Annotated in this window: 21 protein-coding genes; 10 read left to right on the top strand and 11 right to left on the bottom strand. The window is 73.1% G+C overall.

Going from position 1 to position 25,027, the window contains the following annotated elements:
• Positions 1 to 99 precede the first annotated feature (99 nt).
• Genes ACZ7DY_RS20905 through ACZ7DY_RS20915 form a run of 3 tightly spaced genes read left to right on the top strand, consistent with a single transcriptional unit; the run spans position 100 to position 3,176 of the window.
• Positions 100 to 1,740: an AMP-binding protein gene (locus ACZ7DY_RS20905; protein ID WP_471137391.1), complete on the top strand. Its 1,641-nt coding sequence runs from the start codon at positions 100 to 102 to the stop codon at positions 1,738 to 1,740.
• A gap of 9 nt (positions 1,741 to 1,749) precedes the next feature.
• Entirely contained in the window at positions 1,750 to 2,565 is an 816-nt protein-coding gene (locus tag ACZ7DY_RS20910) for a PaaX family transcriptional regulator (RefSeq protein WP_471137393.1), read from the top strand.
• A 44-nt stretch (positions 2,566 to 2,609) separates the two neighbouring features.
• Entirely contained in the window at positions 2,610 to 3,176 is a 567-nt protein-coding gene (locus ACZ7DY_RS20915; protein WP_471137395.1) for a HutD/Ves family protein, read from the top strand.
• A 21-nt stretch (positions 3,177 to 3,197) separates the two neighbouring features.
• Here the strand turns inward: ACZ7DY_RS20915 and ACZ7DY_RS20920 are convergent, their stop codons facing one another.
• A complete protein-coding gene (locus tag ACZ7DY_RS20920) occupies positions 3,198 to 5,504 on the bottom strand; it encodes a bifunctional salicylyl-CoA 5-hydroxylase/oxidoreductase (RefSeq protein WP_471137397.1) in 2,307 nt (768 codons plus the stop codon).
• A gap of 2 nt (positions 5,505 to 5,506) precedes the next feature.
• On the bottom strand, positions 5,507 to 6,334 hold the full coding sequence (locus ACZ7DY_RS20925; RefSeq protein ID WP_471137399.1) for an enoyl-CoA hydratase family protein: 828 nt from the start codon (positions 6,332 to 6,334) through the stop codon (positions 5,507 to 5,509).
• A 227-nt stretch (positions 6,335 to 6,561) separates the two neighbouring features.
• Between ACZ7DY_RS20925 and ACZ7DY_RS20930 the strand changes: the two genes are divergently transcribed.
• Complete coding sequence (locus ACZ7DY_RS20930; RefSeq protein WP_471137720.1) at positions 6,562 to 7,008, top strand: ATP-binding protein; 447 nt, start codon at positions 6,562 to 6,564, stop codon at positions 7,006 to 7,008.
• On the opposite strand, the gene ACZ7DY_RS20935 is transcribed toward ACZ7DY_RS20930, so the two are convergent.
• Both ACZ7DY_RS20935 and argF read right to left on the bottom strand, forming a co-directional pair.
• On the bottom strand, positions 6,974 to 8,428 hold the full coding sequence (locus tag ACZ7DY_RS20935; RefSeq protein WP_471137401.1) for an amino acid permease: 1,455 nt from the start codon (positions 8,426 to 8,428) through the stop codon (positions 6,974 to 6,976). The genes ACZ7DY_RS20930 and ACZ7DY_RS20935 overlap by 35 nt on opposite strands.
• 52 nt (positions 8,429 to 8,480) lie before the next feature.
• A complete protein-coding gene (gene argF, locus ACZ7DY_RS20940) occupies positions 8,481 to 9,479 on the bottom strand; it encodes an ornithine carbamoyltransferase (RefSeq protein WP_471137403.1) in 999 nt (332 codons plus the stop codon).
• 150 nt (positions 9,480 to 9,629) lie between these two features.
• On the opposite strand from argF, the gene ACZ7DY_RS20945 reads away from it, so the two are divergent.
• The gene (locus ACZ7DY_RS20945; RefSeq protein WP_471137405.1) at positions 9,630 to 10,049 is read left to right on the top strand and encodes a hypothetical protein; all 420 of its coding nucleotides are present in this window, start codon (positions 9,630 to 9,632) and stop codon (positions 10,047 to 10,049) included.
• Positions 10,050 to 10,062: 13 nt separating this feature from the next.
• Here ACZ7DY_RS20945 and ACZ7DY_RS20950 read toward each other — a convergent pair whose 3' ends face one another.
• The 3 genes from ACZ7DY_RS20950 to ACZ7DY_RS20960 form a co-directional block, all read right to left on the bottom strand.
• On the bottom strand, positions 10,063 to 11,295 hold the full coding sequence (locus ACZ7DY_RS20950; protein ID WP_471137407.1) for an arginine deiminase: 1,233 nt from the start codon (positions 11,293 to 11,295) through the stop codon (positions 10,063 to 10,065).
• A gap of 61 nt (positions 11,296 to 11,356) precedes the next feature.
• Positions 11,357 to 13,957, bottom strand: coding sequence for a polynucleotide kinase-phosphatase (locus ACZ7DY_RS20955; protein ID WP_471137409.1), 2,601 nt, complete (start codon positions 13,955 to 13,957; stop codon positions 11,357 to 11,359).
• Entirely contained in the window at positions 13,954 to 15,498 is a 1,545-nt protein-coding gene (locus tag ACZ7DY_RS20960; RefSeq protein ID WP_471137410.1) for a 3' terminal RNA ribose 2'-O-methyltransferase Hen1, read from the bottom strand. The genes ACZ7DY_RS20955 and ACZ7DY_RS20960 overlap by 4 nt, the downstream gene beginning before the upstream one ends.
• Before the next feature lie 295 nt (positions 15,499 to 15,793).
• Here ACZ7DY_RS20960 and ACZ7DY_RS20965 point away from each other — a divergent pair, with 295 nt between their 5' ends.
• Both ACZ7DY_RS20965 and ACZ7DY_RS20970 read left to right on the top strand, forming a co-directional pair.
• The gene (locus ACZ7DY_RS20965) at positions 15,794 to 16,540 is read left to right on the top strand and encodes a hypothetical protein (protein ID WP_471137412.1); all 747 of its coding nucleotides are present in this window, start codon (positions 15,794 to 15,796) and stop codon (positions 16,538 to 16,540) included.
• A gap of 135 nt (positions 16,541 to 16,675) precedes the next feature.
• A complete protein-coding gene (locus ACZ7DY_RS20970) occupies positions 16,676 to 17,014 on the top strand; it encodes a DUF6233 domain-containing protein (protein ID WP_471137414.1) in 339 nt (112 codons plus the stop codon).
• A gap of 51 nt (positions 17,015 to 17,065) precedes the next feature.
• Here the strand turns inward: ACZ7DY_RS20970 and ACZ7DY_RS20975 are convergent, their stop codons facing one another.
• From ACZ7DY_RS20975 to ACZ7DY_RS20990, 4 genes are all read right to left on the bottom strand, one after another.
• The gene (locus tag ACZ7DY_RS20975) at positions 17,066 to 17,980 is read right to left on the bottom strand and encodes a SigB/SigF/SigG family RNA polymerase sigma factor (RefSeq protein WP_471137721.1); all 915 of its coding nucleotides are present in this window, start codon (positions 17,978 to 17,980) and stop codon (positions 17,066 to 17,068) included.
• 98 nt (positions 17,981 to 18,078) lie between these two features.
• Complete coding sequence (locus ACZ7DY_RS20980) at positions 18,079 to 19,020, bottom strand: VOC family protein (protein ID WP_471137416.1); 942 nt, start codon at positions 19,018 to 19,020, stop codon at positions 18,079 to 18,081.
• Between the two features lie 160 nt (positions 19,021 to 19,180).
• Positions 19,181 to 20,194, bottom strand: a complete 1,014-nt coding sequence (gene ligD / locus ACZ7DY_RS20985) for a non-homologous end-joining DNA ligase (RefSeq protein WP_471137418.1) — start codon at positions 20,192 to 20,194, stop codon at positions 19,181 to 19,183.
• Positions 20,191 to 20,886, bottom strand: a complete 696-nt coding sequence (locus ACZ7DY_RS20990) for a DNA polymerase ligase N-terminal domain-containing protein (RefSeq protein ID WP_471137420.1) — start codon at positions 20,884 to 20,886, stop codon at positions 20,191 to 20,193. The genes ligD and ACZ7DY_RS20990 overlap by 4 nt, the downstream gene beginning before the upstream one ends.
• A 315-nt stretch (positions 20,887 to 21,201) precedes the next feature.
• Between ACZ7DY_RS20990 and ACZ7DY_RS20995 the strand changes: the two genes are divergently transcribed.
• Genes ACZ7DY_RS20995 through ACZ7DY_RS21005 form a run of 3 tightly spaced genes read left to right on the top strand, consistent with a single transcriptional unit; the run spans position 21,202 to position 24,873 of the window.
• On the top strand, positions 21,202 to 21,888 hold the full coding sequence (locus tag ACZ7DY_RS20995) for a helix-turn-helix transcriptional regulator (RefSeq protein ID WP_471137422.1): 687 nt from the start codon (positions 21,202 to 21,204) through the stop codon (positions 21,886 to 21,888).
• A 43-nt stretch (positions 21,889 to 21,931) separates the two neighbouring features.
• A complete protein-coding gene (locus tag ACZ7DY_RS21000; protein ID WP_471137424.1) occupies positions 21,932 to 22,570 on the top strand; it encodes a Pvc16 family protein in 639 nt (212 codons plus the stop codon).
• Positions 22,567 to 24,873: an ATP-binding protein gene (locus tag ACZ7DY_RS21005; RefSeq protein WP_471137426.1), complete on the top strand. Its 2,307-nt coding sequence runs from the start codon at positions 22,567 to 22,569 to the stop codon at positions 24,871 to 24,873. Before ACZ7DY_RS21000 ends, ACZ7DY_RS21005 begins: the two co-directional genes overlap by 4 nt.
• Positions 24,874 to 25,027 lie beyond the last annotated feature (154 nt).

Raw genomic sequence — 25,027 nt, forward strand, 5'->3', positions numbered from 1 at the left:
TCCTTTATCGCGCACCGTTGACTGTCGTCACCATCACGATACGCTCATGGAGCGAGCCCACCACAGCGCCCGACCGGCAGGCAAGGGGGCAGTGCCGCCATGGAATCCACCGGCAACCCAGGACCGACACCATCCGGCCACACGGACACGTTCGCCCGGGACCACCTCCCGCCGCGCGACCGGTGGCCCGCGCTGGTGCACGACCGCCCCGAACTGCACTACCCCGCCCGGCTCAACTGCGGCGCGGAGCTCCTGGACCGGACCCTCGACCGGTTCGGCGCCGGGCGCCCCGCCTTCCACGCCGCGTCCGGCGAGACGTGGACGTACGGCCTGCTGCGGCGGCACGTCGACCGGATCGCGCACGTGCTCACCGGCGAACTCGGCGTACGGCCCGGCGGGCGCGTCCTGCTGCGCGGCCCCACCACCCCCTGGCTCGCGGCCTGCTGGCTCGCCGTGATGAAGGCGGGCGCGGTCGCCGTCACCGTCCTGGCCCAGCAGCGCGCCCAGGAGCTCGCCACGATGTGCGAGATCGCCGAGGTGCGGCACGCGCTGTGCGACGCCCGCTCGGTCGACGACCTCATCAAGGCGGGGGTGCCGGGGCTGAGCATCACCCCGTACGGCGGCGAGGGCCCCGACGACCTCCTCGCGCGCGCCGCCCGGCAGCCCGAGCGGTACGAGGCGGTGGACACGGCCGCCGACGACGTCGCGCTGATCGCCTTCACCTCCGGCACCACGGGCCGGCCCAAGGGCTGCATGCACTTCCACCGCGACGTGCTCGCCATCGCGGACACCTTCGCCCGGCACATACTCAAGCCGGTGCCGGACGACGTCTTCGCGGGCAGTCCCCCGCTCGGCTTCACCTTCGGCCTCGGCGGCCTCGTCATCTTCCCGCTGCGCTTCGGCGCCTCCTCGGTCCTGCTCGAACAGGCCGGACCCAAGCAGCTGCTGCCCGCCATCGGCCGCCACCGGATCTCGGTGCTTTTCACGGCGCCGACCGCGTACCGCACGATGCTCGACCAGCTCGACGGACACGACGTCACCTCGCTGCGGCGCTGCGTCTCGGCAGGCGAGAACCTCCCCGCGGCCACCTGGCGCGCCTGGTACGAACACACCGGGCAGCGCGTCATCAACGGCATCGGCGCGACCGAGCTGCTGCACATCTTCATCTCGGCGGCCGACGACGCGATCAGACCCGGCACCACCGGGCGGGCCGTGCCGGGGTGGCAGGCGCGTGTGGTCGACGACTCCGGCGCGCCGGTGCCGGACGGCGAGCCCGGACTGCTCGCCGTGCGCGGCCCGGTGGGCTGCCGCTACCTCGCCGACGACCGCCAGCTGCAGTACGTGCGGCACGGCTGGAACATCACCGGCGACACCTACGTCCGCGACGCCGACGGCTACTTCCACTACGTCGCCCGCGCGGACGACATGATCATCTCGGCCGGGTACAACATCGCGGGCCCCGAGGTGGAGGAGGCGCTCCTCCGCCACCCCGACGTCGCGGAGACGGCGGTCGTGGGCCGCCCCGACGAACGGCGCGGCCAGGTCGTCGTGGCCTACGTCGTGCCGCGGGAGGGGACGGTGCCCGACGCGGACCGGCTGCGCGCCTTCGTCAAGGCGGAGCTGGTGCCCTACAAGTGCCCCCGCGAGATCGTCTTCCTGGAGGCGCTGCCGCGGACGGCGACGGGGAAGCTGCAGCGGTTCCGGCTGCGGGCCGGGGCCGCGGTGCCGCCGGGCCCGTAGAGTGATCACGTGTCCGAGCAGCACACTCCACGGTCCCTGATCGTCACCTTCTACGGCGCCTACGGGCGGGCCGCACCCGGCCCGGTCCCGGTGGCCGAGCTGGTGCGCCTCCTCGCGCCGGTCGGCGTCGACGCCCCCTCGGTGCGGTCGTCGGTCTCCCGCCTGAAGCGGCGCGGGCTGCTCGTGCCCGCGCGCACCGAGGCGGGCGCCGCCGGGTACGCGCTCTCGCCCGACGCCCGCCAGCTTTTGGAGGACGGCGACCGCCGCATCTACGGCACCGAGGCCGCACGGCAGGAGAGCGGCTGGGTCCTCGCCGTCTTCTCCGTCCCCGAGGCGGAACGCCACAAGCGGCACGTGCTGCGCTCCCGCCTCGCGGGGCTCGGCTTCGGCACGGCGGCGCCGGGCGTCTGGATCGCCCCCGCCCACCTCTACGAGGAGACCCGGCACACCCTGGAGCGGCTCCAACTCGCCCCGTACGTCGACCTGTTCCGCGGCGAGCACCTGGGCTTCGCGGCGACCGCGGAGGCCGTCGCGCGCTGGTGGGACCTGTCGGCGCTGGCCAAGCAGCACGAGGCGTTCCTCGACCGGCACGAACCGGTGCTGCGCTCCTGGGAGGCCCGTGCGGACGACCCGCCGCCCCCGCAGGAGGCCTACCGCGACTACCTCCTCGCCCTCGACTCCTGGCGCCGCCTCCCCTACGCGGACCCGGGGCTGCCCGCCGCCCTGCTGCCCGCGGACTGGCCGGGGGTCCGCTCGGCCGCGGTGTTCGCGGCCCTGGACGAGCGGCTGCGGGAGGCCGGGGCGCTGTTCGCGCGGCCCGCATAGGCTGCCCACGGACTCGTGATCACGTACCCGGGAGGAGTCGGCGGGTGGAGGCGGACGCAGAAGTGCTGCGCTGGAGCGCGTACCGCGATGTGCCGTGGAAGAACGGCGGCGGGACGACCAGGGAGGTCGCGGAGGGCGCCGGCTGGCGGGTCAGCGTCGCGAACGTGGACGGGGACGGCCCCTTCTCCTCCTTTCCCGGGATCGACCGGGTGATCACCCCGATCGAGGGCGAGGGGATGGTGCTGACGGTGGACGGGACCCCGCACCCGGTCGCCGCGCTGGCCCCCTTCGTCTTCCCCGGCGACGCGGAGACGGAGTGCCGCCTGACGGCAGGCCGGGTCCGCAACCTGAACGTGATGACCCGCAGGGGCCGGGCGACGGCAGAGGTACGGATCGTCCCCGTCACCGCCGGGCAGCCGGCGCGGGCCGCGTGCGCGGCGGGCGAGATCCTCCTCGTCATGGCCGTCACCGAGGGCGTCACGGCCGGCGGACCGGACGGCCGGGAGACCGCGCTGGGCCGGCTGGACTGCGTGCGCAGGGACGGTGACGGCACGGTGACGGTACGGGGCGCGGGCACGGTGGCCCGGATCAGGATCGCCGGGACGCGGTGAGGACCTCAGTCACTCAGTCACTCAGTCACTCAGTTTGAGCCTCTGTTTGGGGGCGTCCGTGCGGCCCGTCTGGGGGCGGCGGCTGCCCGCGCGGTACTGCACGGGCCAGATGGCGCCCGGGCCCGCGTAGCCCTGCTCGGCGGCGGCGTGCAGGGTCCAGTGCGGGTCGTAGAGGTGCGGGCGGGCCAGCGCGCAGAGGTCCGCCCGGCCCGCGAGGAGCAGGGAGTTGACGTCGTCCCAGGAGGAGACGGCGCCGACCGTGATCACGGGGATGCCGGTCTGGTTGCGGATGCGGTCGGCGTACGGCGTCTGGTAGGAGCGGCCGTAGTCGGGGCGCTCGTCCGAGACGACCTGGCCCGTCGAGACGTCGATGGCGTCGGCGCCGTGGGCGGCGAAGGCGCGGGCGATCCCGACGGCGTCCTCGGCGGTGGTGCCGCCCTCGGCCCAGTCGGTGGCGGAGATCCGGACCGTCATGGGCCTCTCGTCCGGCCACACCTCCCGTACCGCGTCGAAGACCTCGAGGGGGAAGCGGAGCCGGTTGGCGAGGGAGCCGCCGTACGCGTCCGTGCGGTGGTTGGTGAGCGGGGAGAGGAAGCCGGAGAGCAGGTAGCCGTGGGCGCAGTGCAGTTCGAGGAGGTCGAAGCCGGCCCGCCCGCCGCGCCGGGCCGCCGCCACGAACTGCTCGCGGATCGCGGTCAGTCCGGCGCGGGAGAGCTCGCGCGGGACCTGGCCGCCCGGCTTGTACGGGAGCGGTGAGGCGGCTTCGAGCGGCCAGTTGCCGTCGGGCAGCGGATCGTCGATGCCCTCCCACATCAGCTTCGTCGAGCCCTTGCGGCCCGAGTGGCCGAGCTGGAGGCCGATGGCGGTGCCTGGTGCCTGCGCGTGCACGAAGTCGGTGACGCGGCGCCAGGCGTCGGCCTGTCCATCGGTGTAGAGCCCGGCGCAGCCCGGGGTGATGCGGCCGCGCTCGCTGACGCACACCATCTCGGTCATGACCAGGCCGGCGCCGCCGAGCGCCCGCGCGCCCAGGTGCACCAGGTGGAAGTCGCCGGGGACGCCGTCCACGGCCGAGTACATGTCCATCGGGGAGACGACGACGCGGTTGCGCAGGGTCAGTTCGCGCAGCCGAAAGGGCGTGAACATCGGCGGGGTGCCGTCCGGGCAGCCGAACTCGCGCTCCACGGAACGGGTGAAGCGCTCGTCGCGGAGCCGGAGGTTGTCGTGGGTGACGCGGCGGCTGCGGGTGAGCAGGTTGAACGCGAACTGGCGCGGCGGCTGCCCGAGATGGTCGGGGAGCCGCTCGAACCACTCCAGGCTGGCGCGGGCCGCGCGCTGCGTGCTGGCCACGACGGGGCGGCGCTCGGCCTCGTACGCCCGCAGCGCGGCCGGGATGTCGGGCTGTTCCGCCAGGCAGGCGGCGAGGGCGAGGGCGTCCTCGACGGCGAGCTTGGTGCCGGAGCCGATGGAGAAGTGCGCGGTGTGGGCCGCGTCGCCGAGCAGGACCGTGTTCCCGTGCGACCAGCGGGCGTTGACGACCGTGCGGAAGTTGATCCAGGACGAGTTGTTGCCGTGCAGCGGGCGCCCGCCGAGCGCGTCCGCGAAGATCTTGGCGCAGCGCTCGGTGGACTCCTGCTCGTCCAGCTCGGCGAAGCCCGCGGCCTCCCAGACCTCCTCGCGCATCTCGACGATGACGGTGGAGGCGTCGGGGTCGCGGGAGTACGGATAGCCGTGCAGCTGCATCACGCCGTGCTCGGTCTCGGCGATCTCGAAGCGGAACGCGTCGAAGGCGAAGTCCGCGGCGAGCCAGATGTAGCGGCAGCGGTGGGTGGTCAGGCTCGGCCCGAAGACGTCGGCGTGGGCCTCGCGGGTGAGGCTGTGCACACCGTCCGCGGCGACGACCAGGTCGTACGCGGTGGCGAGCTCGGCGGCGGGCGGCGCCTCGGTGCAAAAGCGCAGCTCGACGCCGAGGTCGCGGCAGCGCTCGTGGAGGATCTCCAGGAGCCTGCGCCGGCCGAGCGCCGCGAAGCCGTGGCCGCCTGAGGTGTGGCGCCGGTCGCGGTGCACGATGTCGATGTCGTCCCAGCGCACGAACTCGGCCCGCAGGGCGGCGTAGACGGCGGGGTCGGCGTGTTCGATGCCGCCGAGCGTCTCGTCGGAGAGGACGACGCCGAAGCCGAAGGTGTCGTCGGGGGCGTTGCGCTCCCAGACGGTGACCTCGCGGGCCGGGTCGAGCCGCTTGAGGAGGGCCGCGGCGTAGAGGCCGCCGGGGCCGCCCCCGATGACGGCGATGCGGTGGGCCGCGGACGGGGTGGGCGGGGTCGTCGCCATGGTCACCGCCCCTGCCACTTCGGCGGGCGCTTCTCGGTGAAGGCCGCGTGGAACTCGGCGTAGTCCTCGCCGTTCATGAGCAGCGCCTGTGTCGAGGCGTCCAGTTCGACGGAGGCGGCCAGCGGCATGTCGAGCTCGGCGGTGAGCAGCGCCTTGGTCTGGGCGTACGCGAGGGCCGGGCCTTCGGCGAGGCGGCGGGCCAGGGCCTGCGCGGTCTCGGCCGCCTTACCCTCTTCCGTCAACTCGCTGAGCAGGCCGATGCGTTCGGCCTCGGGGGCGCGCACCGGTTCGCCCAGCATGAGCAGCCGGGTGGCGTGGCCGAGGCCGACGACGCGCGGCAGGAGGTAGGCCGCCCCCATGTCGCCGCCGGAGAGGCCGACCCGGGTGAAGAGGAAGGAGAACCGCGCGGAGGGGTCGGCGACGCGGAAGTCCGCGGCGAGGGCGAGCACCGCGCCGGCGCCCGCCGCCACCCCGTGCACGGCGGCGATCACCGGGAAGGGGCACTCGCGGACGGCCCGGACGACCTGTCCGGTCATGCGGTTGAAGTCGAGCAGCTGGGCGGTGTCCATGGCGAGCGTCGCGCCGATGATCTCGTCGACGTCGCCGCCGGAGCAGAAGCCGCGCCCCTCGCCGCCGAGGACGAGGGCGCGCACGGACTTGTCGCGGGAGAGCTCGGCGAGCAGGTCGCGCAGGTCGGCGTAGGCGCCGAAGGTGAGCGCGTTGAGCTTGTCGGGGCGGGCGAGGGTGACCGTGGCGACCCCCGCGTCGACGGTGAGGCGCAGGTGCCGCCAGTCGGGGGTGCGGGTCGCGGAGCCGGTGAAGGGACTCATGAGGTGCGGCCTCCTCGGCCTGGGGGCTGGAGTGCGCGGGCGGTCGCTCGGTTCGACGCGTGACTACGTCATGAAGTTATCACCGATCTGTGACTGTCGTCAGGAGTACGCGATATGACACTCCCGGGCACCGCAGGGACGGACGTCCCTGAAATGCCCGACCGTCGTCCCTGGCGACAGAGCGCTTAAGATTCGTACGGTTGAAAGCAGGACCGCCGCCTGCTGCCCTGAACGGACCCGCCTTGCACGAGCCTTCCTCCCCCGCCTCCTGGCGCATCGCGCTGCCGCACACCACGGCAGCCGTGCCCGTCGCGCGCGCACTGGTCCGTACGGCGCTCACCGACATCGAGTCGTCCGCCGACACCGACACCGCCGAGCTGCTCACCGCGGAGCTGGTGGCCAACGCCGTCGAGCACACCGGCGGCCAGGACCCCATAGAGCTGGTGATCGAGCTGCTGCCGACCGGCTGCCAGGTCGAGGTGCACGACTCCAATCCGCTGCCGCCCGGCGACCTCACCGGGCCGGAAGCCCCCTGCGAGCCGGACCCCTGGCAGGAGCACGGGCGCGGCCTGCTCCTGATCCGCACCCTCAGCTCGTCCTGCGGCCACCGCCCCACCGAGTCCGGCAAGGCGGTGTGGTTCACGCTTCCCGCGAGGCCCCCGCACCGGCCGTGACGGGGCCCTCGCCCCGGCCGAGCCGCGAGTGGCCGCGGCCGTAGAGCGCGTAGACCGTGGCACCGACCGCGAGGAAGACGGCGAACTGCAGCCACGTCGTCCAGCCCGTGCCCCAGATCAGATAGAGGCAGAAGCCCACGCCGAGGATCGGGCTCAGGGGGTAGAGCGGCACCCGGAAGGTGCGGCGCAGGCCGGGGGCCGAGCGGCGCAGCGCGATCACGGCGACGTTGACCGCCACCATGATCGCCAGGGTGCCGATGGTGGTGAGGCTGACGACCACGTCGAGCGAGGAGAAGGCGGCGGGCACGGCGACCACCGTCGCGACGATCCAGGTGTTGGCGACCGGCGTCGCCGTCCGCGGCGAGACGCGTTCGAAGACGCGCGGCATGAGGCCGTCGCGGGACATCGACATCAGGATGCGGGTCTGCCCGTACATCACGGCGAGCACCACGGAGGCGATGGCGACGACCGCGCCGAAGGCGATGACGCCGCCGCCGACGGTGGAGTCGGTGACCCGGTCGACGACGAGCGAGAGCGCGGCGGGCCGGTCGGCGACCGCGTCGGGGCCGAGCGCGCCGATGGCGGCGAGGGCCACGGCGACGTAGAGCAGGGTGACGACGCCGATGCAGATCATGATCGCGAGCGGGATGTTCCGCCGCGGGTCGCGCACCTCTTCGCCGGCAGTGGTGACCGCGTCGAAGCCGATGAAGGAGAAGAAGGCGAGGGAGGCGCCGGCGGTGATGCCGGAGGCGCCCGCGCCGGCGAAGGGCGTGAGGTTGCCGTCCTCGAACGCGGTGAACGCGATGGCGAGGAAGAGGAGCAGGACGGCGATCTTCAGGACTGCCATGGCCGCGGTGGCGCCGGCGCTCTCCCGGATGCCGCGCACCAGGAGCACGGCGGCGAGCAGGATCACCACCACCGCGGGCAGGTTCACCACCCCGCCCTCGCCGGGCCCGGCGGACAGGGCGGCGGGCAGCTCCCGGCCGGTGAGGCTGTGCAGCAGCTCGTTCAGGTACTGGCTCCAGCCGACCGCGACGGCGGAGACCGAGACGCCGTACTCCAGGAGCAGGCACCAGCCGACGAGGAAGGCGGTCCGCTCGCCGAGCGAGGCGTACGCGAAGGAGTACGAACTGCCCGAGACCGGGATCGCGCCGCCCAGCTCGGCGAAGGAGAAGGCGGTGAAGACGCAGGTCACGGCCGCCAGGACGTAGGAGACGGCGACGGCGGGGCCGGCCTTGGCGACGGAGTCGGAGAGGCCGACGAAGATGCCGGTGCCGACGATCGCGCCGACGCCGAAACACACCAGCTGGAAGAGGCCCATGGTGCGTCTGAGGCCGTGGCCCTCCAGATCCGCGCCGGATTCCGCGAGGAGCCGGTCGGGGGACTTGATGCGAGGCCCGGTGGTGCGCGTGGGGCTCATGGGGTGGTTCTCGTTTCTGGTGGTGCTGTGCCGGTGGACCGCGGGCGGCGGCTCAGGCGAGCGTCGCGACGAGGACGGCCTTGATCGTGTGCAGGCGGTTCTCCGCCTCGTCGAAGACGACGGAGTGCGCCGACTCGAAGACCTCGTCGGTGACCTCGAGGGAGGTGAGGCCGTACGTCTCGTGGATCTCCCGCGCGACCCGGGTGTCCAGGTCGTGGAAGGCGGGCAGGCAGTGCAGGAACTTCACGCCGGGGTTGCCGGTGGCGCGCAGGACGTCCATCGTCACCGCGTACGGCGCTAGGGCGGTTATCCGGTCGGCCCAGACCTCCACGGGCTCCCCCATCGACACCCATACGTCGGTGCCGACGAAGTCGGCGCCCCGGACGCCCTCGGCGACGTCCTCGGTGAGCGTGAGGCGGGCGCCGCTCGTCTCGGCGAGCTGGCGGGCCCGCGCGACGACGTCCTCGGCGGGCCAGTAGGCCCGGGGCGCGACGATGCGCACGTCCATGCCCAGCAGGGCGCCGGTGACCAGGTAGGAGTTGCCCATGTTGAAGCGGGCGTCACCGAGGTAGGCGAAGGTGACCTCGTGCAGCGGCTTGGTGGCGTGCTCGGTCATCGTCAGCACGTCGGCGAGCATCTGGGTGGGGTGCCAGTCGTCGGTCAGGCCGTTGTAGACGGGCACGCCCGCGTGGGCGGCGAGCGTCTCCACGGTCTCCTGGGCGTCCCCCCGGAACTCGATGGCGTCGAACATCCGGCCGAGCACCCGCGCGGTGTCCTTCGGGGACTCCTTCTTGCCGATGTGCGAGCCGGACGGGTCGATGTACGTGGTCGACGCCCCCTGGTCGGCCGCGGCGACCTCGAAGGCACACCGGGTTCTCGTCGAGCTCTTCTCGAAGATCAGCGCGATGTTCTTGCCGGTCAGCCGCCGCGTCTCGACGCCGGCCTTCTTGGCCGCCTTCAGCTCGGCGGCCAGCACGACCAGGCCGCGGAACTCGTCGGCGGTGAAGTCCAGCTCCTTGAGGAAGTGGCGGCCGGTGAGGTTCGTGGCCATGAGGCGCTCCAGGGATGCGGATGGGGTGTGCGGGCAGGGGTCACCCCGCAGGTGACCTTGAAACTATATACGACCCTCTACATTTATATACAGGGCCGAGCTCGGTTACGATAGCTCCCTTTTCAGGGTTTATCGGGGGTCGGTAACGCCGTGGGCGTCATTCTCTTCATGGGTTTAGGGGTCCTCTCACCTCTGCCCTTCTTCTACGCGTTCGTCATCGTGCCGCGCAGACGCGCTCGCATCCTGAAAGAGCGCGGAGTCACCGTCGTCGGTGAATGCGTCAGCACCTCGTGGGACGAGAACGCCTCGATCTCGACCATCCGGTACCGGGGTGCCGCAGGTGCGCGGTCCATCCACCGGACTCCGCCCAACCACGGAATGCCGATCGCGGAGGGCGCTGCGGTCGAGCTCGTCTACGACCCCCTCAACCCCGGCCGCGTCCAACTGCGACGGTGGCTGGACGGCGAACCCGGTCAGAGCTTCACGAACCGTTCCATGTGGGTGATCGAGGGAGTTTTCCTCATCCCCCAGCTGCTCTGGGTGTACGTCATCCTCTACAACATCTTCTGAATCGGCCGGGGGGCTACGCCCCGGGCACCGCGTCGCGTTCCACCGGGCAGCTCATGCAGCGCGGTCCGCCCCGGCCGCGTCCCAGCTCGCTCCCCAGGATCTCGATCACCTCGATGCCCTGCTTGCGCAGGAAGGTGTTGGTCGTGGAGTTCCTCTCGTACGCGACGACGACGCCGGGCTCGACCGCGAGGACGTTGCAGCCGTCGTCCCACTGCTCCCGCTCGGCCGCGTGCACGTCCTGCGTCGCCGTCAGCACCCGGATCGCGTCGAGGCCGAGCGCGGCGGCGATGGCCCGGTGCATGTTCTCCGGCGGATGGTCGGTGACCTTCAGCTCCCGATCGCCCACGCCCGGTTCGATGGTGTACGAGCGGAGCATGCCGAGCCCCGCGTACTGCGTGAAGGTGTCGCCGTCGACCATCGTCATGACCGTGTCCAGATGCATGAAGGCGCGCCGCTTCGGCATGTCGAGCGCCACGATCGTCTGGGCGGAACCCGCCGCGAAGAGCTTGTGCGCGAGCATCTCGACCGCCTGCGGGGTGGTGCGCTCGCTCATCCCGATGAGCACCGCGCCCTGGCCGATCACCAGGACGTCGCCGCCCTCGATGGTCGAGGGGTAGTCCGCCTGCCCCTGCGACCAGACGTTGAAGTCCTCGTCGCGGAAGAGCGGGTGGTGGCGGTAGATCGCCTCGAAGTGCACGGTCTCGCGCTGTCTGGCCGGCCAGCGCATCGCGTTGATGGAGACGCCGTCGTAGATCCAGGCGGAGGTGTCCCGGGTGAAGAGGTGGTTGGGCAGCGGACCCAGCAGGAAGTCGTCCAGGTCCATGCAGTGGAACCGCACGGAGGTCGGCTCGGGGTGGGCCGCGAGGAACTCCCGCTTGGTCATGCCGCCCACCAGCGCCTCGGCCAGCTCCGCCGACGGCATCGTCTCGAAGGCGGCCCGCAGGTGGTCGGTGGCGAGCGGCCCGTACTCCTTCTCGTCGAAGACCCGGTCGAGGACGAGGAGGCGGGCCGCCGGCACGTCCAGGGTCTCGGTGAGCAGGTCGCCGAAGAGGTGGACGGCCACGCCCCGGTCGCGCAGCACGTCCGCGAACCCGTCGTGCTCCTGGCGGGCCCGGCGCACCCACAGGACGTCGTCGAAGAGGAGGGCGTTCTTGTTGCTCGGAGTCAGCCGCTTGAGCTCCAGATCGGGGCGGTGCAGTATGACGCGGCGCAGCCGCCCGGCCTCGGAGTCGACATGGAATCCCATGGGACCCATCTTTCCCCGGCCGGACGGCCGACGCCCGTCATTGCGGCCAATGCGCGCGCGGTCAGAGCCGCGGGTCCACCGGCTCCGACTCCAGGGCGAGCACCGCGAACACGGCCTCGTGCACGCGCCACAGCGGCTCGCCCTCCGCGAGCCGGTCCAGGGCCTCCAGGCCGAGCGCGTACTCGCGGACGGCGAGGGAGCGCTTGTGGCCGAGGAAGCGGTCGCGGAGCTTCGCCAGGTTCTCCGGGCGCGTGTACTCGGGGCCGTAGATGATCCGGAGGTACTCGCGGCCGCGGCACTTGATGCCGGGCTGGACGAGCCGGCCCTGGCCGTTCCTGACCAGCGCGGCGACCGGCTTGACGACCATGCCCTCGCCGCCGCGGCTGGTCATCTCCAGCCACCAGTCGACGCCGGACCGCACGGATGCCTCGTCGCCGGTGTCGACGTAGAGGCGGCGGGTGGTCTGCAGCAGGCCGCTGCCGTCGTGCTCCACCATGCGGTCGATCAGGGCCAGTTGGGCGTCGTGCGGGAGCGCGGCGAGGCTGCGGCCCTGGACGGCGAGGATCTGGAACGGCGCGAGACGCACGCCCTCCAGGCCGTCGGTCGGCCAGCAGTAGCGGCGGTAGGCGTCGGTGAACGCGGCGGCGTCCGCGGCCCGGCCGCGCTGCCGCTCCAGCAGGTCGGCGGTGTCCACCCCGCGCGCGCCCGCGGCCTCCAGGGCGTCCAGCGCGCCGGGGAAGACGGCTCCGGAGGCGGCGCCCACGGCCGCGTACTGCGTGCGGAGCAGCCCGGACGCCTTCAGCGACCACGGCATCAGCTCCGCGTCGAGCAGCAGCCAGTCGGTCTCCAACTCGTCCCAGAGGCCGGCCTCGGTGACGGCGGCGCGCACCCGGCCGAGCACCTCTTCGGTGACGGCCTGGTCGGCGAAGAAGGGGCGGCCCGTGCGGGTGCAGAGGGAGCCGGTCGGGCCGCCGTCCACGCCGAACCGCTCGCGGGCCACGTCCGCGTCGCGGCAGACCAGGGCGACCGCGCGCGACCCCATGTGCTTCTCCTCGCACACGACCCGTTCGACACCGTCCTGGGCGTAGGCGGCGAAGGCCTCCGCCGGGTGCTCCAGGTACCCCTCGCGCTGCGACGTCGCCGTCGGCGCCATGGTGGGCGGCAGGTACGGCAGCAGCCGCGGGTCGACGGCGAAGCGGCTCATGACCTCCAGGGCCGCGGCCGCGTTCTCCTCGCGCACGGCGACGCGGCCCGCGTGCCGGGTCTCCACCACGCGGCGCCCGTGCACGTCGGCGAGGTCGAGCGGGCGGCCGTCGTGGCCGCCCGGCGCCTCGGTGCGCAGCGGCTTGACCGGCTCGTACCAGACCCGCTCGGCCGGTACGTCGACGAGCTCGCGCTCCGGCCAGCGCAGCGCGGTCAGACTGCCGCCGAAGACGACGCCGGTGTCCAGGCAGATGGTGTTGTTCAGCCAGCTGGCGGTGGGCACCGGGGTGTGGCCGTAGACGACCGCGGCCCGGCCCCGGTACTCCTCCGCCCACGGGTAGCGCACCGGCAGGCCGAACTCGTCGGTCTCGCCGGTCGTGTCGCCGTACAGCGCATGCGAGCGCACCCGTCCCGAGGTGCGGCCGTGGTACTTCTCGGGCAGGCCGGCGTGGCAGACGACGAGCCGGCCGCCGTCCAGGACGTAGTGGGACACCAGCTTGTCGATGAACTCGCCCACCTCGGCGCGGAACGCGTCGCTCTCCCCGGCGAGCTGCTCGATGGTCTCGGCGAGGCCGTGGGTGTGCCGGACGTTGCGGCCCTTCAGGTGGCGGGCGAGCTTGTTCTCGTGGTTGCCGGGCACGCAGAGCGCGGTGCCCGCGGCGACCATCGACATCACGCGGCGCAGCACGCCGGGGGTGTCCGGGCCGCGGTCGACGAGGTCGCCGACGAAGACGGCCGTACGGCCCTCGGGGTGCGCGCCGTCGACGTAGCCGAGCTTGCCGAGCAGGGTCTCCAGCTCGGCGGCGCAGCCGTGGATGTCGCCGATGATGTCGAAGGGGCCGGTGAGGTGGGACAGGTCGTTGTAGCGCTTCTCGGTGACGATGGTGGCGGACTCGACCTCCTCCACCCCGCGCAGGACGTGCACCTTGCGGAAGCCTTCGCGCTCCAAGTGGCGCAGGGAGCGGCGCAGTTCGCGCTGGTGGCGCTGGATGACGCGGCGCGGGATGCCGGCCCGCTCGGCGCGCGCGGCGTTGCGTGCGGCGCAGACCTCCTCGGGCACGTCGAGGACGATGGCGATGGGCAGCACGTCGTGCTCCCTGGCCAGCTCGATCAGCTGCTTGCGGCTGTCGCTCTGCACGCTGGTGGCGTCGATCACGGTGCGCCGGCCCGCGGCGAGCCGCTTGCCCGCGATGTAGTGCAGCACGTCGAAGGCGTCGCGGCTCGCGCTCTGGTCGTTCTCGTCGTCGGCGACGAGTCCGCGGCAGAAGTCGCTGGATATGACCTCGGTGGGCTTGAAGTGCCGGTGGGCGAAGGTGGACTTGCCGGAGCCGGTGGCGCCGACGAGGACGACCAGGGAGAGGTCGGTGACGGGGAGGACGCGTCCCGGACCGGGCGCTGCGTCGCCGGCGCCGGTTCCCGCGCCGTTGCCACTGGTGCTGGTGCTGCTGTCGTTCGTCATGCGGCCCGCACGTCCTTCTCGGTCTTCTCGTCGTTCTTCTCGTCGTTCTTCCCGGCGGTCCGGTCGGTGCTGTCGCTCCGCTCGGTCTTGTCGGTCCGGGTGAAGACCGCCATCTGTGTCGGCGGCCCCACCTCGGGGTCCTCGTCACCGACGGGGGCGAACTCCACCCCGTAGCCGTGCCGTTCGGCGACCTTCCGCGCCCAGGCCCGGAACTCCTCGCGCGTCCACTCGAAGCGGTGGTCGCCGTGGCGCACGTGCCCGGCGGGGAGCGTCTCCCAGCGGACGTTGTACTCGACGTTCGGCGTCGTCACCAGGACGGTGCGGGGCCGCGCGGAGCCGAACACCGCGTACTCCAGGGCGGGCAGGCGCTCCACGTCGAGGTGCTCGATGACCTCGCTGAGCACCGCGGCGTCGTACCCCTTGAGCCGCTTGTCGGTGTAGGCGAGCGAGCCCTGGACGAGTTTGACGCGCTCCGCACGGCGCTCGCCCATGCGGTCAAGCTTCAGCCGCCGCGCGGCGACGGTCAGCGCGCGCATGGAGACGTCGACGCCGACGATCTCCGTGAACCGCACGTCCTTGAGCAGCTCCTGCACCAACTGGCCCTGCCCGCAGCCCAGATCGAGCACGCGGCCCGCGCCCGCGGCGGTCAGCGCCGCGAGGATCGCCTCGCGGCGCCGCACGGCGAGCGGCACCGGCTTCTCCTCGGTGTCGGAGCCCTCGTCGACGGCGTTGTCGATCTCCTCGACGTCCGTGTCGTCGGCGTCGGCGAGCCGCACCAGTTCGAGGCGCTCCCTGGCCTCCCGGGTCAGGGACCAGCGCCGCGCGAGGTAGCGGCTGGTGATGAGCTGCTGCTCCGGGTGGTCCGCGAGCCAGCCCTCGCCGGCGCGCAGCAGCTTGTCGACCTCGTCGGGCGAGACCCAGTAGTGCTTGGCGTCGTCGAGGACGGGCAGCAGCACGTACAGGTGGCGCAGCGCCTCGCCCAGGGTCAGCCGCCCGTCGGGCGCCTCCAGTACGAGGTGCACGTACCGCGAGTCGCCCCACTCGGGGAAGCGGACGTCCAGCGGGACCGGCGTCACCGTCACGGTCCAGCCGAGCGGCTCGAAGAGCGCGCGCACCAGGTCGGCGCCGCCGCGCGCGGGCAGGGCGGGCACCTCGACGCGGAGCGGCAGCGGCCGGGCGGCCCGCTCGGGCAGCGCCTTGCACACCCCGCGCATCGCGCTGGAGAAGACCGCGCTCAGCGCCACGGCGAGCAGGGACGAGGCCGCGTACGGCCGGTCGTTCACGTACTGCGCGAGCGCCGCGTCGGGCGCCCCGCCGCGCCCCTTGCCCTTCCCCTTGCCGCGCCGGACGAGCGCGACGGGGTCGACCTCCAGGAGAAGCGCGGCGGTACACCGCTCGGCGCCCGCCTCTGGGTAGAAGACGTGCGCGGTGCCGTGCGCCGTGTTGTACACCTGCGCTTTATCGGGGTGCTTGTGCAGCAGGAAGCCCAGGTCAGTGGCCGGGTTCTGCGCATCGCCTGTAGTCGAGATCGTCAAGAACACAGGCCCGAGTATCCCGTCCCGCCGCGCGGATGGCCATGGAGTTTGCGGGCCCGCCCGCACCGAGGGCGTGACGTTTCCGCAGGTCAGGCCCGTTGCTCCAGGGACAGGTGGAGGACGGGGCGGGAAAATTTGCGGTGGCGGGCCTTCGTAAGTGATGTTTTTGCGACAAATGCCTGTTATTGCCGTTACATCTCCTATGGGTGGGCTTGATGTGGGGTGCGTAGCTTCGTAGATGTCGCCGCGACGAGGCGGCAGCACTCCACACCGGAACCGACCCGAGAGGGACCGAATCAGCATGCGTAACGTTCGTACTCTGCGCACCGCCGCCATCGCCGCCGTCGCCACCGCCGGCATCTCCCTGGGAGCCGCGTCCGGCGCCATGGCCGCGACCGCCCCCCACACCAGCTCCCCCGCGCACGTCGCCTCCGCCGCCCAGGCCAAAGCCAAGCCCAAGACCGTGAAGCTGCGCGACGGCTCCACCGCCAAGGTCTACAAGCTCGGCAAGAACAAGGCCAAGGCCGTCGTGCTGGGCCCGAAGGGCGGCACCCTGATCGCCAACGGGAAGACCGCCTACGCCCACCACAACGGCCTGCACATCAAGCTGACGCCGGGCGGCTCGCTCACCTCCTGGACGGACAAGGCCAAGCCGAAGCCCGACCCCGGCAAGCGCGTCCTGGTCGCCTCGCCGAAGCTCGCCGACGGCTCCACCGCGAAGGTCTACAAGCTGTCCACCAACCACTACCAGGCCGACCTCTTCGCGGGCGGCGCCAAGATCGGTGCTCTCGACGCCAACGGCCGGGCCGCCTACGGCCAGAACAACGGCCTGCACGTCGCGCTGCAGCCCGACGGCAAGCTGACGTCGTGGACGGAGAAGAGCGGCCAGGGCGAGCCCGCCCCGACGCCGGCCCCGGACGACGACGTCACGCCCGAGCCGCAGCCCCAGCCGGACGCCGACTCCGGCACGCCCGCGCCGAAGCCGGGCCCGGACGGCAACGGCGGCGACCTCGACGCACTGTCCGCCCCGACGGCCCCCGGCGCCTGATCCGGCCGAGCCGATCACGAGCGCCGCGTCCCGGCCGCCGCACCCCGGTGGCCCAATCCATCGCAGGGCCCGCCCAGGAACACCCCGGGCGGACCCTCGGTGTGTCCGGACCCGCCTGGCCCTAGACTCGAACATGTGAACGAACCGCGCCCGCTGACCCGGCTCGACCTGCTGCGCTTCCTGGAACGCGTGCAGCTCGGCGACCTCGCGCGCACGCGCAGGTGGATCGCGGACGAGGAACGGCGCGAGGCCGAGCGGCGGCGGGGCGAGCGGGCCCGGCCGCCGGTCCCCCAGTGGCTGATCGAACAGGGGCTCGGCGGCCGTTCGCCGGTCTACGTCCACGTCGGCGGCTGCCACATGGCCGGCAGCAGAACGCGCCCCGCCGACCGCGACCAGGCCCGCAGGGCGCTCGCCGAGAACGTCGACCCGTGCCCCCACTGCCGCCCCGACACCGAGCTCGGCGTACTGGACTGAGCGGCCGGGACCCCGGGACGCCGCGCCGGGGTCCCGGCCGTGCCGCGCGCCCTAGTCGCGCGTGAGCAGTCCCGCGCGCAGGCGGGCCAGGGTGCGGGCGAGGAGGCGGGAGACGTGCATCTGCGAGATGCCCAGCGCGTGGCCGATGTCGGCCTGCGTCATCTCCTGGCCGAACCGCATCTCGATGATGCGGCGCTCCCGTTCGCCCAGTTCCGCGAGGAGCGGGGCGAGGGCGTGGAGCTGTTCGACGACCTCGATCGCGGGGTCCAGGTCGCCCATCACCTCGGCGAGCGAGCGGCCGCGGTGGACCTCGCCGTCGTCGCCCAGGTCGTGCGGGGCGTCCAGGGAGCCGGCGGCGTAACCGTTGGCGGCCACGATCCCCTCCAGGATCTGCTCCTCCGCCACCCCGAGGTCACAGGCGAGCTCCTTGACCGTAGGCTCGCGGCCGAGCACGGAGGAGAGCCGCTCCTGGGACCTGGCCAGTTCGATGCGGAGTTCCTGCAGTCTGCGCGGGACGTGCACGGCCCAGCTGGTGTCCCTGAAGTACCGCTTGATCTCACCGAGGATGCAGGGGACGGCGAAGGAGACGAACTCGAAGCCGCGGCTCAGGTCGAACCGGTCGATCGCCTTGATCAGACCCACGGTCCCCACCTGGACGATGTCCTCGAGCTGCCCGTTGCCCCGGTTGCGGAACCGGCCCGCGACGTAGTGCACCAGGGAGAGGTTCATCTCGATGAGCGTGTCGCGCGTGTACGTGTGGTCGGGCGACCCCTCCTCCAGCGTCCCGAGCCGCTCGAAGAACAGCTTCGACAGTTCCCGGGCGTCCTTCGGCGCGACCTGGTCCGCGTCGTCGATCCGCGGCAGCCCGAGGGCCTCGCCGCGCGGCGCTCCGATGGCTCCGCTCAGCGGGAACTCGACGGTCCCGCCGTGCGAAAATCCGGCCGCGTCACCACGGGCGAGCCCCATGGCGCCGCTCGGGGCGCCCTCGTTCGGCTCAGCGGCCTCGTCCACGCCGACTGCCCGAAGAAACATCGTCCATCCCCTCTTACGCTTGACCTGCACATTCAGTTCGCCACGACCGAAAAGGGGATGCCCTCGCGGTCCCCGAGCACGGCCTCCCGGCGGGAGCCGGCCCCCCGCGGCGGGGAGATCACCCGCCCGCCCCACTCCACGGCCGCGGCGGCGGCCGCGTCGACGTCGGCAACCCGGAAGGCCGTGTGCCAGCGGAACCGGCCCTCGGAGCCCGGCGCCGGGCCGGTCCGGAGCGCGGCGACTCGGCGCTCCCCGTCGAGCACCGCTATCCGGTCGTCGACGTACTCCACGTCGCAGCCGGCGCCCGGCTCACCGGCCCAGCCGAAGACGCCGCCGTAGAAGAGGGCCGCGGCGAAGATGTCCTGGGTGTGCAGTTCGAGCCGGGCGACCGGGCCGCGCCCGACCGTCCAGCGCTGGTCGGGCGCCTTCTGGCGCAGGCCGAAGACCGCGTCCTCCGGGCCCGCCGCCACGGCGACCCGCCCGGAGCTCGTGGTCAGCGGGCCGACCGCCACGGTGGCGCCGCGTTCGCGGAGCAGCGCCACGGCGGCGTCCACGTCGCGGACGAGGAAGTACGGCATCCAGTTGGCGTAGCCGTCCAGCTCGCAGGCGGTCTCGCTGATGGTCCCGAGCGGGACTCCGCCCTTGAGGGCCAGGGAGCGCGCCCGGCCCGCCGAGCCGAGCAGCGGCACGTGGCACCAGCCGAGGACCCGGCCGTAGAACTCCTCGGCGGCCCGGATGTCACGCGAGACGAGGCTCAGCCAGCACGGCGCGCCGCGTGTCACACCGGAGGCCCCCGTCGGTGGGCTGCCCCCGAGGGCGGCGGGCCTGCGCTCGCCCGGTGGGACGAGGCGGAGCGCCCTGGTCTTCCAGAAGGCCTTGCCGCCGGCCCACGGGCGCCGGGCCTCGCGGCCCCGGGTCCCCGCGTGCGGGGCCGGTGCCTCTCTCCGGACGGTGGGTTCCCATCCCCTGCCCACACTCATCTCTCTCGGCACAGCCTCTCCCTCGTCGGGTTCCACGTGTCGGACGTGTCGTTCCGCAGATGGGACCGGACATACCGGGACCTTCCTCATCTACCCGGAGGCCGAAGGTCCTCGCCTGGGCGGGGAGGTTCCGTGCGGGGGTGGGGATGAGGGGTCAGGACCGTGCCTGTTCGCGGACGACGTCCGCCGGGTCCTTGTCGTCGCGCAGCCCCTGGTAGCGGGGGTGGCGCAGCATCCCGTCGCGCGTCCACTCCGTGAAGGCGATCTGCGCCACGAGCCGGGGCCGCACCCAATGGGCGGCCCGCTCGGCGACCCGGTCCTCGAACGGCGAACGGGACGTCCGGAGTCCGTCGAGTTCCTGCCGCAGGGCCAGGAGGGTGCGCCGGTCGAAGCCGGTGCCGACCTTGCCCGCGTACCGCAGCCGCCCTTGCGCGTCGTGGTGGCCGATGAGCAGCGCGCCGATGCCCACCCGGCTGCCGGCGGGCTCGGTGAAGCCGCCCACCACGAATTCCTGGCCCTGGGAGCACTTCAGCTTCAGCCAGTCGTCGGAGCGGCGCGTGCGGTAGGCGCTGTCGGCCCGTTTGGCGATCAGCCCCTCCCAGCCGCGCCGGCAGGCGTCGGCGAGGAGTTCGGGGCCGCCCTCGTTGCGGTGGGCGCAGAACCGCAGCGGCGCGGTGAAGGTGAGCGCGCGGCGCAGCAGGGACTTGCGGGTGCGCAGCGGCAGCCGCCGCACGTCCGCGCCGTCCAGGCGGAGCAGGTCGAAGAGGTAGTACGTGACGGCGACCCGGCTGGCCGCGACGTCGGCCCGCCGGGTGAGTCCCATGCGCTTCTGGAGCCGCGCGAAGTCGGTCCTGCCGTGCGCGTACGCGACGATCTCGCCGTCGACGGTGAAGTCGGCGCACTCCTGCGCGGCGAGCGCCTCGACGATCTCCGGGTAGGTGGCGTCGAGCCGCCGCCCGGTGCGGGAGCGGAGCGTCACGCGGCCGTTCTCGCGGACCGCGAGCACCCGGATGCCGTCGAGTTTCCGCTCGAAGATCCAGCCCTCGGGGAAGTCGCGCCGGTCGCTGAGTCTCGCCAGCATGGGGGAGGCGGCCAGTTCGAGGCCGGGCGCGGCGGCGCGGGTGCGGTCGGCCAGGCCGGGCGGCAGCGTGTCGAGCAGGCCGGTCACCGCTTCTCGCCGCCGTCCGGGTCCCATCTGGGCGCGTCCGGCGCCTCGGCGACCTGGCGCAGGGTGCGGCCGCTGGTCACGGAGCGGGCCCGCCGGGGGTCGGGGGTGCCGCTGCCCTTGGCACCGTGCCCGGATCCGGTGCGCACGAGCAGCCAGGTGGGCCTCGCGGAGCCGCCGTTCTGTTCCTCGCGGCCGTGGAAGCGGGTGAGCGCGTACCGGCCGCGGAGTTTCTCGCCGTGCAGCTCGAAGGTGGCGTGGCCGTTCTCCAGCGCCTCGTCGAAGGGCACGGGCCGCTTCTTCTTGTCGTGGCTGGTCGGCCGGTAGGTGCCGCGGTCCCAGACGATGACGGTCCCGCCGCCGTACTCGCCCTCGGGGATGACGCCCTCGAAGTCCCGGTAGTCCAGGGGGTGGTCCTCGGTGGGGACGGCGAGGCGCTTGTCCTGCGGGTCCGTGGAGGGGCCCTTCGGGATGGACCAGGACTTCAGTACGCCGTCGACCTCTAGGCGGAAGTCGAAGTGCATGGTGCTCGCGTCGTGGATCTGCACCACGAAGGCGGGCTCGTCCTCGCGCCGGTCCTGGGCGGTGCCGTCCTTTCGCGCCGCGCGATGCGCCGCGCGGTCGCCGCTCGGCTCGGCCGTCCGGTCGAAGTGCCGCTTCCCGCGGTAGGTCCGCAGCCTGTCGTTCTCGCTCACGGAAAGCCCCTTTCCATCGGGTCGCCGGTCCGTGCCGCCCGGTACCCCCCGATCGCCGCGCACACACGGCGGGACCTGGGCCTGACCTCGGCCTGACCCGGGCCTGAGCGGGCATTCGTCCTTTCTGCGACGGTACGGGAGAGCGCGGTGGTCGGCATGGCGCGGAGGGAGGAGGGGGCAGGTAGGGGGCAGGGGGCCGGCCGGAGCCGCCCGTTCACGTCGCTAAACGTCCGCGTTGATCCGGCGACAATCGTTTATTGATCGACCTTGGTCACCCTGTGCCCGTCGCTATTCGGGGGAAGACAGGGAACTTCAGTGTCCGATACACGCATATCGGTGGCCGTGCACGCCACCGACCCCCTCAGCCGGGCCGGAGTGATCAGCCACCTCCGGCATCAGCCCACCGTCGAACTGGTGGACCGGGTCGGCGACGACTCGCCGCCCCCCGACCCCGGCCGGACGGCACCGCCCCGGGCCGAGCGGGTCGCCGTCATGCTCGTGGACCGGCTCGACGACCCGGCCGGCGCCGAACTGCGCCGGCTGGCCAGGACCACCGAGCAGCGCGTCGTGCTGATCGCCAGCGAACTGCGCGAACCGGAGCTGCTCTCGGTCGTCGAGTACGGCGTACGCGCCATCCTCTGGCGCCACCAGGCGACCCCGCAGAAGCTGCTGCGCGCCGTGCACAGCGCGGCGCGCGGCGAAGGGGAGCTGCCGCCCGACCTCATCAACCGGCTCATGACCCAGCTGGGCCGACTGCGGCTCTCCGCGCTCGACGGGACGCCGTCCGCCGCCGGCGCTCTCGTGCCGACGCTCGGCATGGCGCCCCGCGAGGTGGACGTGGTCCGGCTGATCGCGGAGGGCCTGGACACCAAGCAGATCTCGGAGAAGCTCGCCTACTCCGAGCGCACCGTCAAGAACGTCCTGCACGCGCTGATGACGCGCCTGCAGCTGCAGAACCGCGCGCATGCCGTCGCGTACGCGCTGCGGGAGGGATACATCTGATGCGACCGAACCACCTCTTCGCGCGGAGCCGGAGGGGCCGGCCGTGATCCACGAAGTCGACGAGGCACTGCGCGCCCTGCTGCGCGCGGCACTTCCGGAAGGCAGCGGCGAGGTCGTCTTCGAGGCGCCGACCCGCGACTGGGCGGCGCGGCGCAACGCCCCGACGCTCAACTCCTACCTGTACGACATCCGTGAGGACGTGGCCCGGCGCGAGCGCGGCGCCTACGCCGAGCGGGGGCCGGACGGCACGGTGCTGCGCAGACGGCAGCCACCGCGCTGGTTCCGGCTCTCCTACCTGCTCACGGCCTGGACCAACCGGCCGGAGGACGAGCACCGGCTGCTCTCGGCCGCGCTCGGCACCCTGCTCCCGCACGAGCTGCTGCCGCCGGACGGACTGCCCGACGCGCTCGCCGCGCTGCGGGTCGCGCTGCCGCTGAGCGTCGCGGTGCCGCCGCCCGAGTCCCGCTCCATCGCGGACATCTGGTCGGCGCTCGGCGGTGAGCTCAAGCCGTCCCTGGACGTGGTGATCACCGTGCCGTTCCCGGTGTCGCCGGAGTACGACGTGGCACCGCCGGTCACCGAGGGCGCGGTCGTGACCGTCCGCGGCATCGACGGCGAGCCGGGCGACGCGCGGCCGAGGATGCTGCGCACGCGCAGGGACGACGGGCAGGGGACCCGGTGAGCGCCGCCGAGGCGATGCTGGCCCAGCTGGAGTCGCTGCGCGGCCGTGTGGCCGAGCTCGTCGAACGGCGCGGCGCGGACGATCCCACGGCGTCCGATCCGCTGCGCGGACTCTACGTGACCCCCGAGACGGCGCGGCGGCTGGCCTCGGCTCCCCCACCGGCGCCGGGCGGCCCCGCCGAGGAGCCCCCGGGCGCGCGGAAAGGGGCTGCCGGGGCCGGTGCTCACGATCCACTGGCGGAGCTGGTGCGGGAGTTCGGGCTCGGCCCTCTCGACCGGCACATCCTCGTCGCCGCCCTCGCACCCGACGTGGACCGCCGCTTCGAGCCGCTGTACGGCTACCTCAACGACGACGTCGGCCGCCGCAGGGCCACCGTGACACTCGCCCTCGACCTGGCGGGCACCGGCCCGCACGACCCGCTCGCCCGCGCCCGCTTCCACCCGCAGGCGCCCCTGCGCGCCGGAGGTCTCCTAGCCCTGGAGGACGAGGACCGCCCACTGCCGGGCCGGTCCCTACGGGTCCCGGAACGGGTGGTCGCACACCTGCTCGGCGACGACTCGCTGGACCCGGAACTGGTGGGCTTGGACGTGCGATTGCTGCCCGCCGGGGAGGCGGGGACGCCGACCGCCGGGGCGGCGGAACAAGGCGATACAGGGGCGGGGGAAGCCGGCGCGAAGGAAGCCGGGACGGGGGCAGCGGGCACGGCGAAGGCCTGGACGGCGGAAGCCGGCGCAGCGGAAGCCAGGACAGGGGAAAGCGGCGCAGCGCAAGCCCGCGCAGCGGAAGCAGGCACGGCGGAAGCCACGACGGGGGCAGCGGGCAAGACGGAAGCCGGCACCGCGCAAGCCCGGACGGCGGACGCCGGGGTCGCGGCAGCCCGGCTCGCGGACGCCGGGGTCGCGGGGCGGCTTGCCGGCCGCATTGCCGGGCTTGCCGTCCAGCGGCCGCTCCTCGTTCATCTGCGTGAGCGCAGGGAGGGCACCGCCGCAGGGCCGGTCAGCGATGCCTTGCGGGCTCGCGGGCTGCCCGTGCTGCGGTACCGGCCCCCCGCGCGCAGCGAGGACGGTGCGGCCGCCGTCACCGCGCTCGTCCGCGAGGCACGGCTGCGGCGGGCGGCTCTGGTCGTGGGACCGCTGCCGGCCGAATGCGGCGCCCTGGTACGGGCGCTGGCCACCGGCGACGTGCCCGTGGTGTTCTTCGGCGGCGAGCCGTACGACCCCGGGTGGGCGCCCGACGCCGGGCTGCTCGCGCTGGAGGCGGCGCAGGACGGCGTCGACGTACCCGGGATCTGGCAGGCCGAACTGGCCCGCCACTCCCCCTCGTACGCACCGGACTTCGATCTCGGCGAGGCCGTCGCGCCGTACCGGCTCAGCGGGGCCCAGATCCGCCGCGCCGCGCGGGGCGCCGCCGAGCACGCCGCCTTCGACGGCACCCCGCCGACCGCCGCGCACCTGCAGCGCAGCGCCCGGCTGCAGTCGGCGCCGCTGCTCGACAAGCATGCCCGGCGGATCCGGCCCGAGGTGGGGTTCGCCGACCTCGTCCTGCCCGACGAACCGCTCGCCCTCCTCCATGAGTTGACGTTGCGGGCCCGCCACCGCGACAAGGTGCTCGGCGAGTGGCGGCTGCGCACCGGCGGCGGGCGCGGGCGCGGGGTGATCGCGCTGTTCGCCGGGGACTCCGGCACCGGCAAGACGCTGTCGGCCGAGGTGGTCGCCGGTGAACTCGGCCTGGACCTGTACGTGGTGGACCTGTCGGCGGTCGTCGACAAGTACGTCGGCGAGACGGAGAAGAACCTCGAACGGATCTTCGTCGAGGCGGACCGCACCGACGCGGTGCTGCTGTTCGACGAGGCCGACGCGGTCTTCGGCAAACGGTCGGAGGTCAAGAGCTCGCACGACCGGTACGCCAACCTGGAGAGCGCCTATCTGCTCCAGCGGCTGGAGGCGTTCGACGGGATCGCGGTGCTCACCACCAACCTGCGGGCCAACATCGACGACGCCTTCACGCGCCGGCTCGACCTGGTGGTGGACTTCCCGTTCCCGGACGTCGAGCAGCGCGTCGCCCTGTGGCGCAGCTGCCTGGCCGACACCCCGTGCGGGCCCGGCACGGACGACGAACTCACGCGCTGCGCCAAGGAGTTCGAACTCTCCGGCGGCGCCATCAGGTCGGCAGCGGTGACCGCCGCCTACCTTGCGGCGGGGCACGGCGGGGCGGTCTCGGGCGACGACGTGCGGGCCGGGGCGCTGCGGGAGTACCGCAAGATGGGCCGGCTCGTGCCGGGCGGGTCACTGCCCTGGCAGTGACCCGCGGCAGGCCGGGCCGAACGATGCGGCGGCGGGGGGGGTGTGGGGGGGGGGGAAAAGGGAGCACAGAAAAACCATGGGTTCTTTTTTCCAAAGGGTGTGGCGAGGGGGGGGAGAGCCCCAACACCCCCCCGCGGCCCCGCACCACGGAAAC

Source organism: Streptomyces sp. NPDC037013, from assembly GCF_055607265.1.

Excerpts from the sequence above, each read along its gene's own strand:
- ACZ7DY_RS20920 (WP_471137397.1), bottom strand. The coding sequence starts at position 5,504 with ATGGCGACGACCCCGCCCACCCCGTCCGCGGCCCACCGCATCGCCGTC.
- ACZ7DY_RS20965 (WP_471137412.1), top strand. The coding sequence starts at position 15,794 with ATGCGTAACGTTCGTACTCTGCGCACCGCCGCCATCGCCGCCGTCGCC.
- ACZ7DY_RS20905 (WP_471137391.1), top strand. The coding sequence starts at position 100 with ATGGAATCCACCGGCAACCCAGGACCGACACCATCCGGCCACACGGAC.
- ACZ7DY_RS20975 (WP_471137721.1), bottom strand. The coding sequence starts at position 17,980 with ATGGGGCTCGCCCGTGGTGACGCGGCCGGATTTTCGCACGGCGGGACC.
- ACZ7DY_RS20950 (WP_471137407.1), bottom strand. The coding sequence starts at position 11,295 with ATGGGATTCCATGTCGACTCCGAGGCCGGGCGGCTGCGCCGCGTCATA.
- ACZ7DY_RS20955 (WP_471137409.1), bottom strand. The coding sequence starts at position 13,957 with ATGACGAACGACAGCAGCACCAGCACCAGTGGCAACGGCGCGGGAACC.
- ACZ7DY_RS20925 (WP_471137399.1), bottom strand. The coding sequence starts at position 6,334 with ATGAGTCCCTTCACCGGCTCCGCGACCCGCACCCCCGACTGGCGGCAC.
- ACZ7DY_RS20935 (WP_471137401.1), bottom strand. The coding sequence starts at position 8,428 with ATGAGCCCCACGCGCACCACCGGGCCTCGCATCAAGTCCCCCGACCGG.
- argF (WP_471137403.1), bottom strand. The coding sequence starts at position 9,479 with ATGGCCACGAACCTCACCGGCCGCCACTTCCTCAAGGAGCTGGACTTC.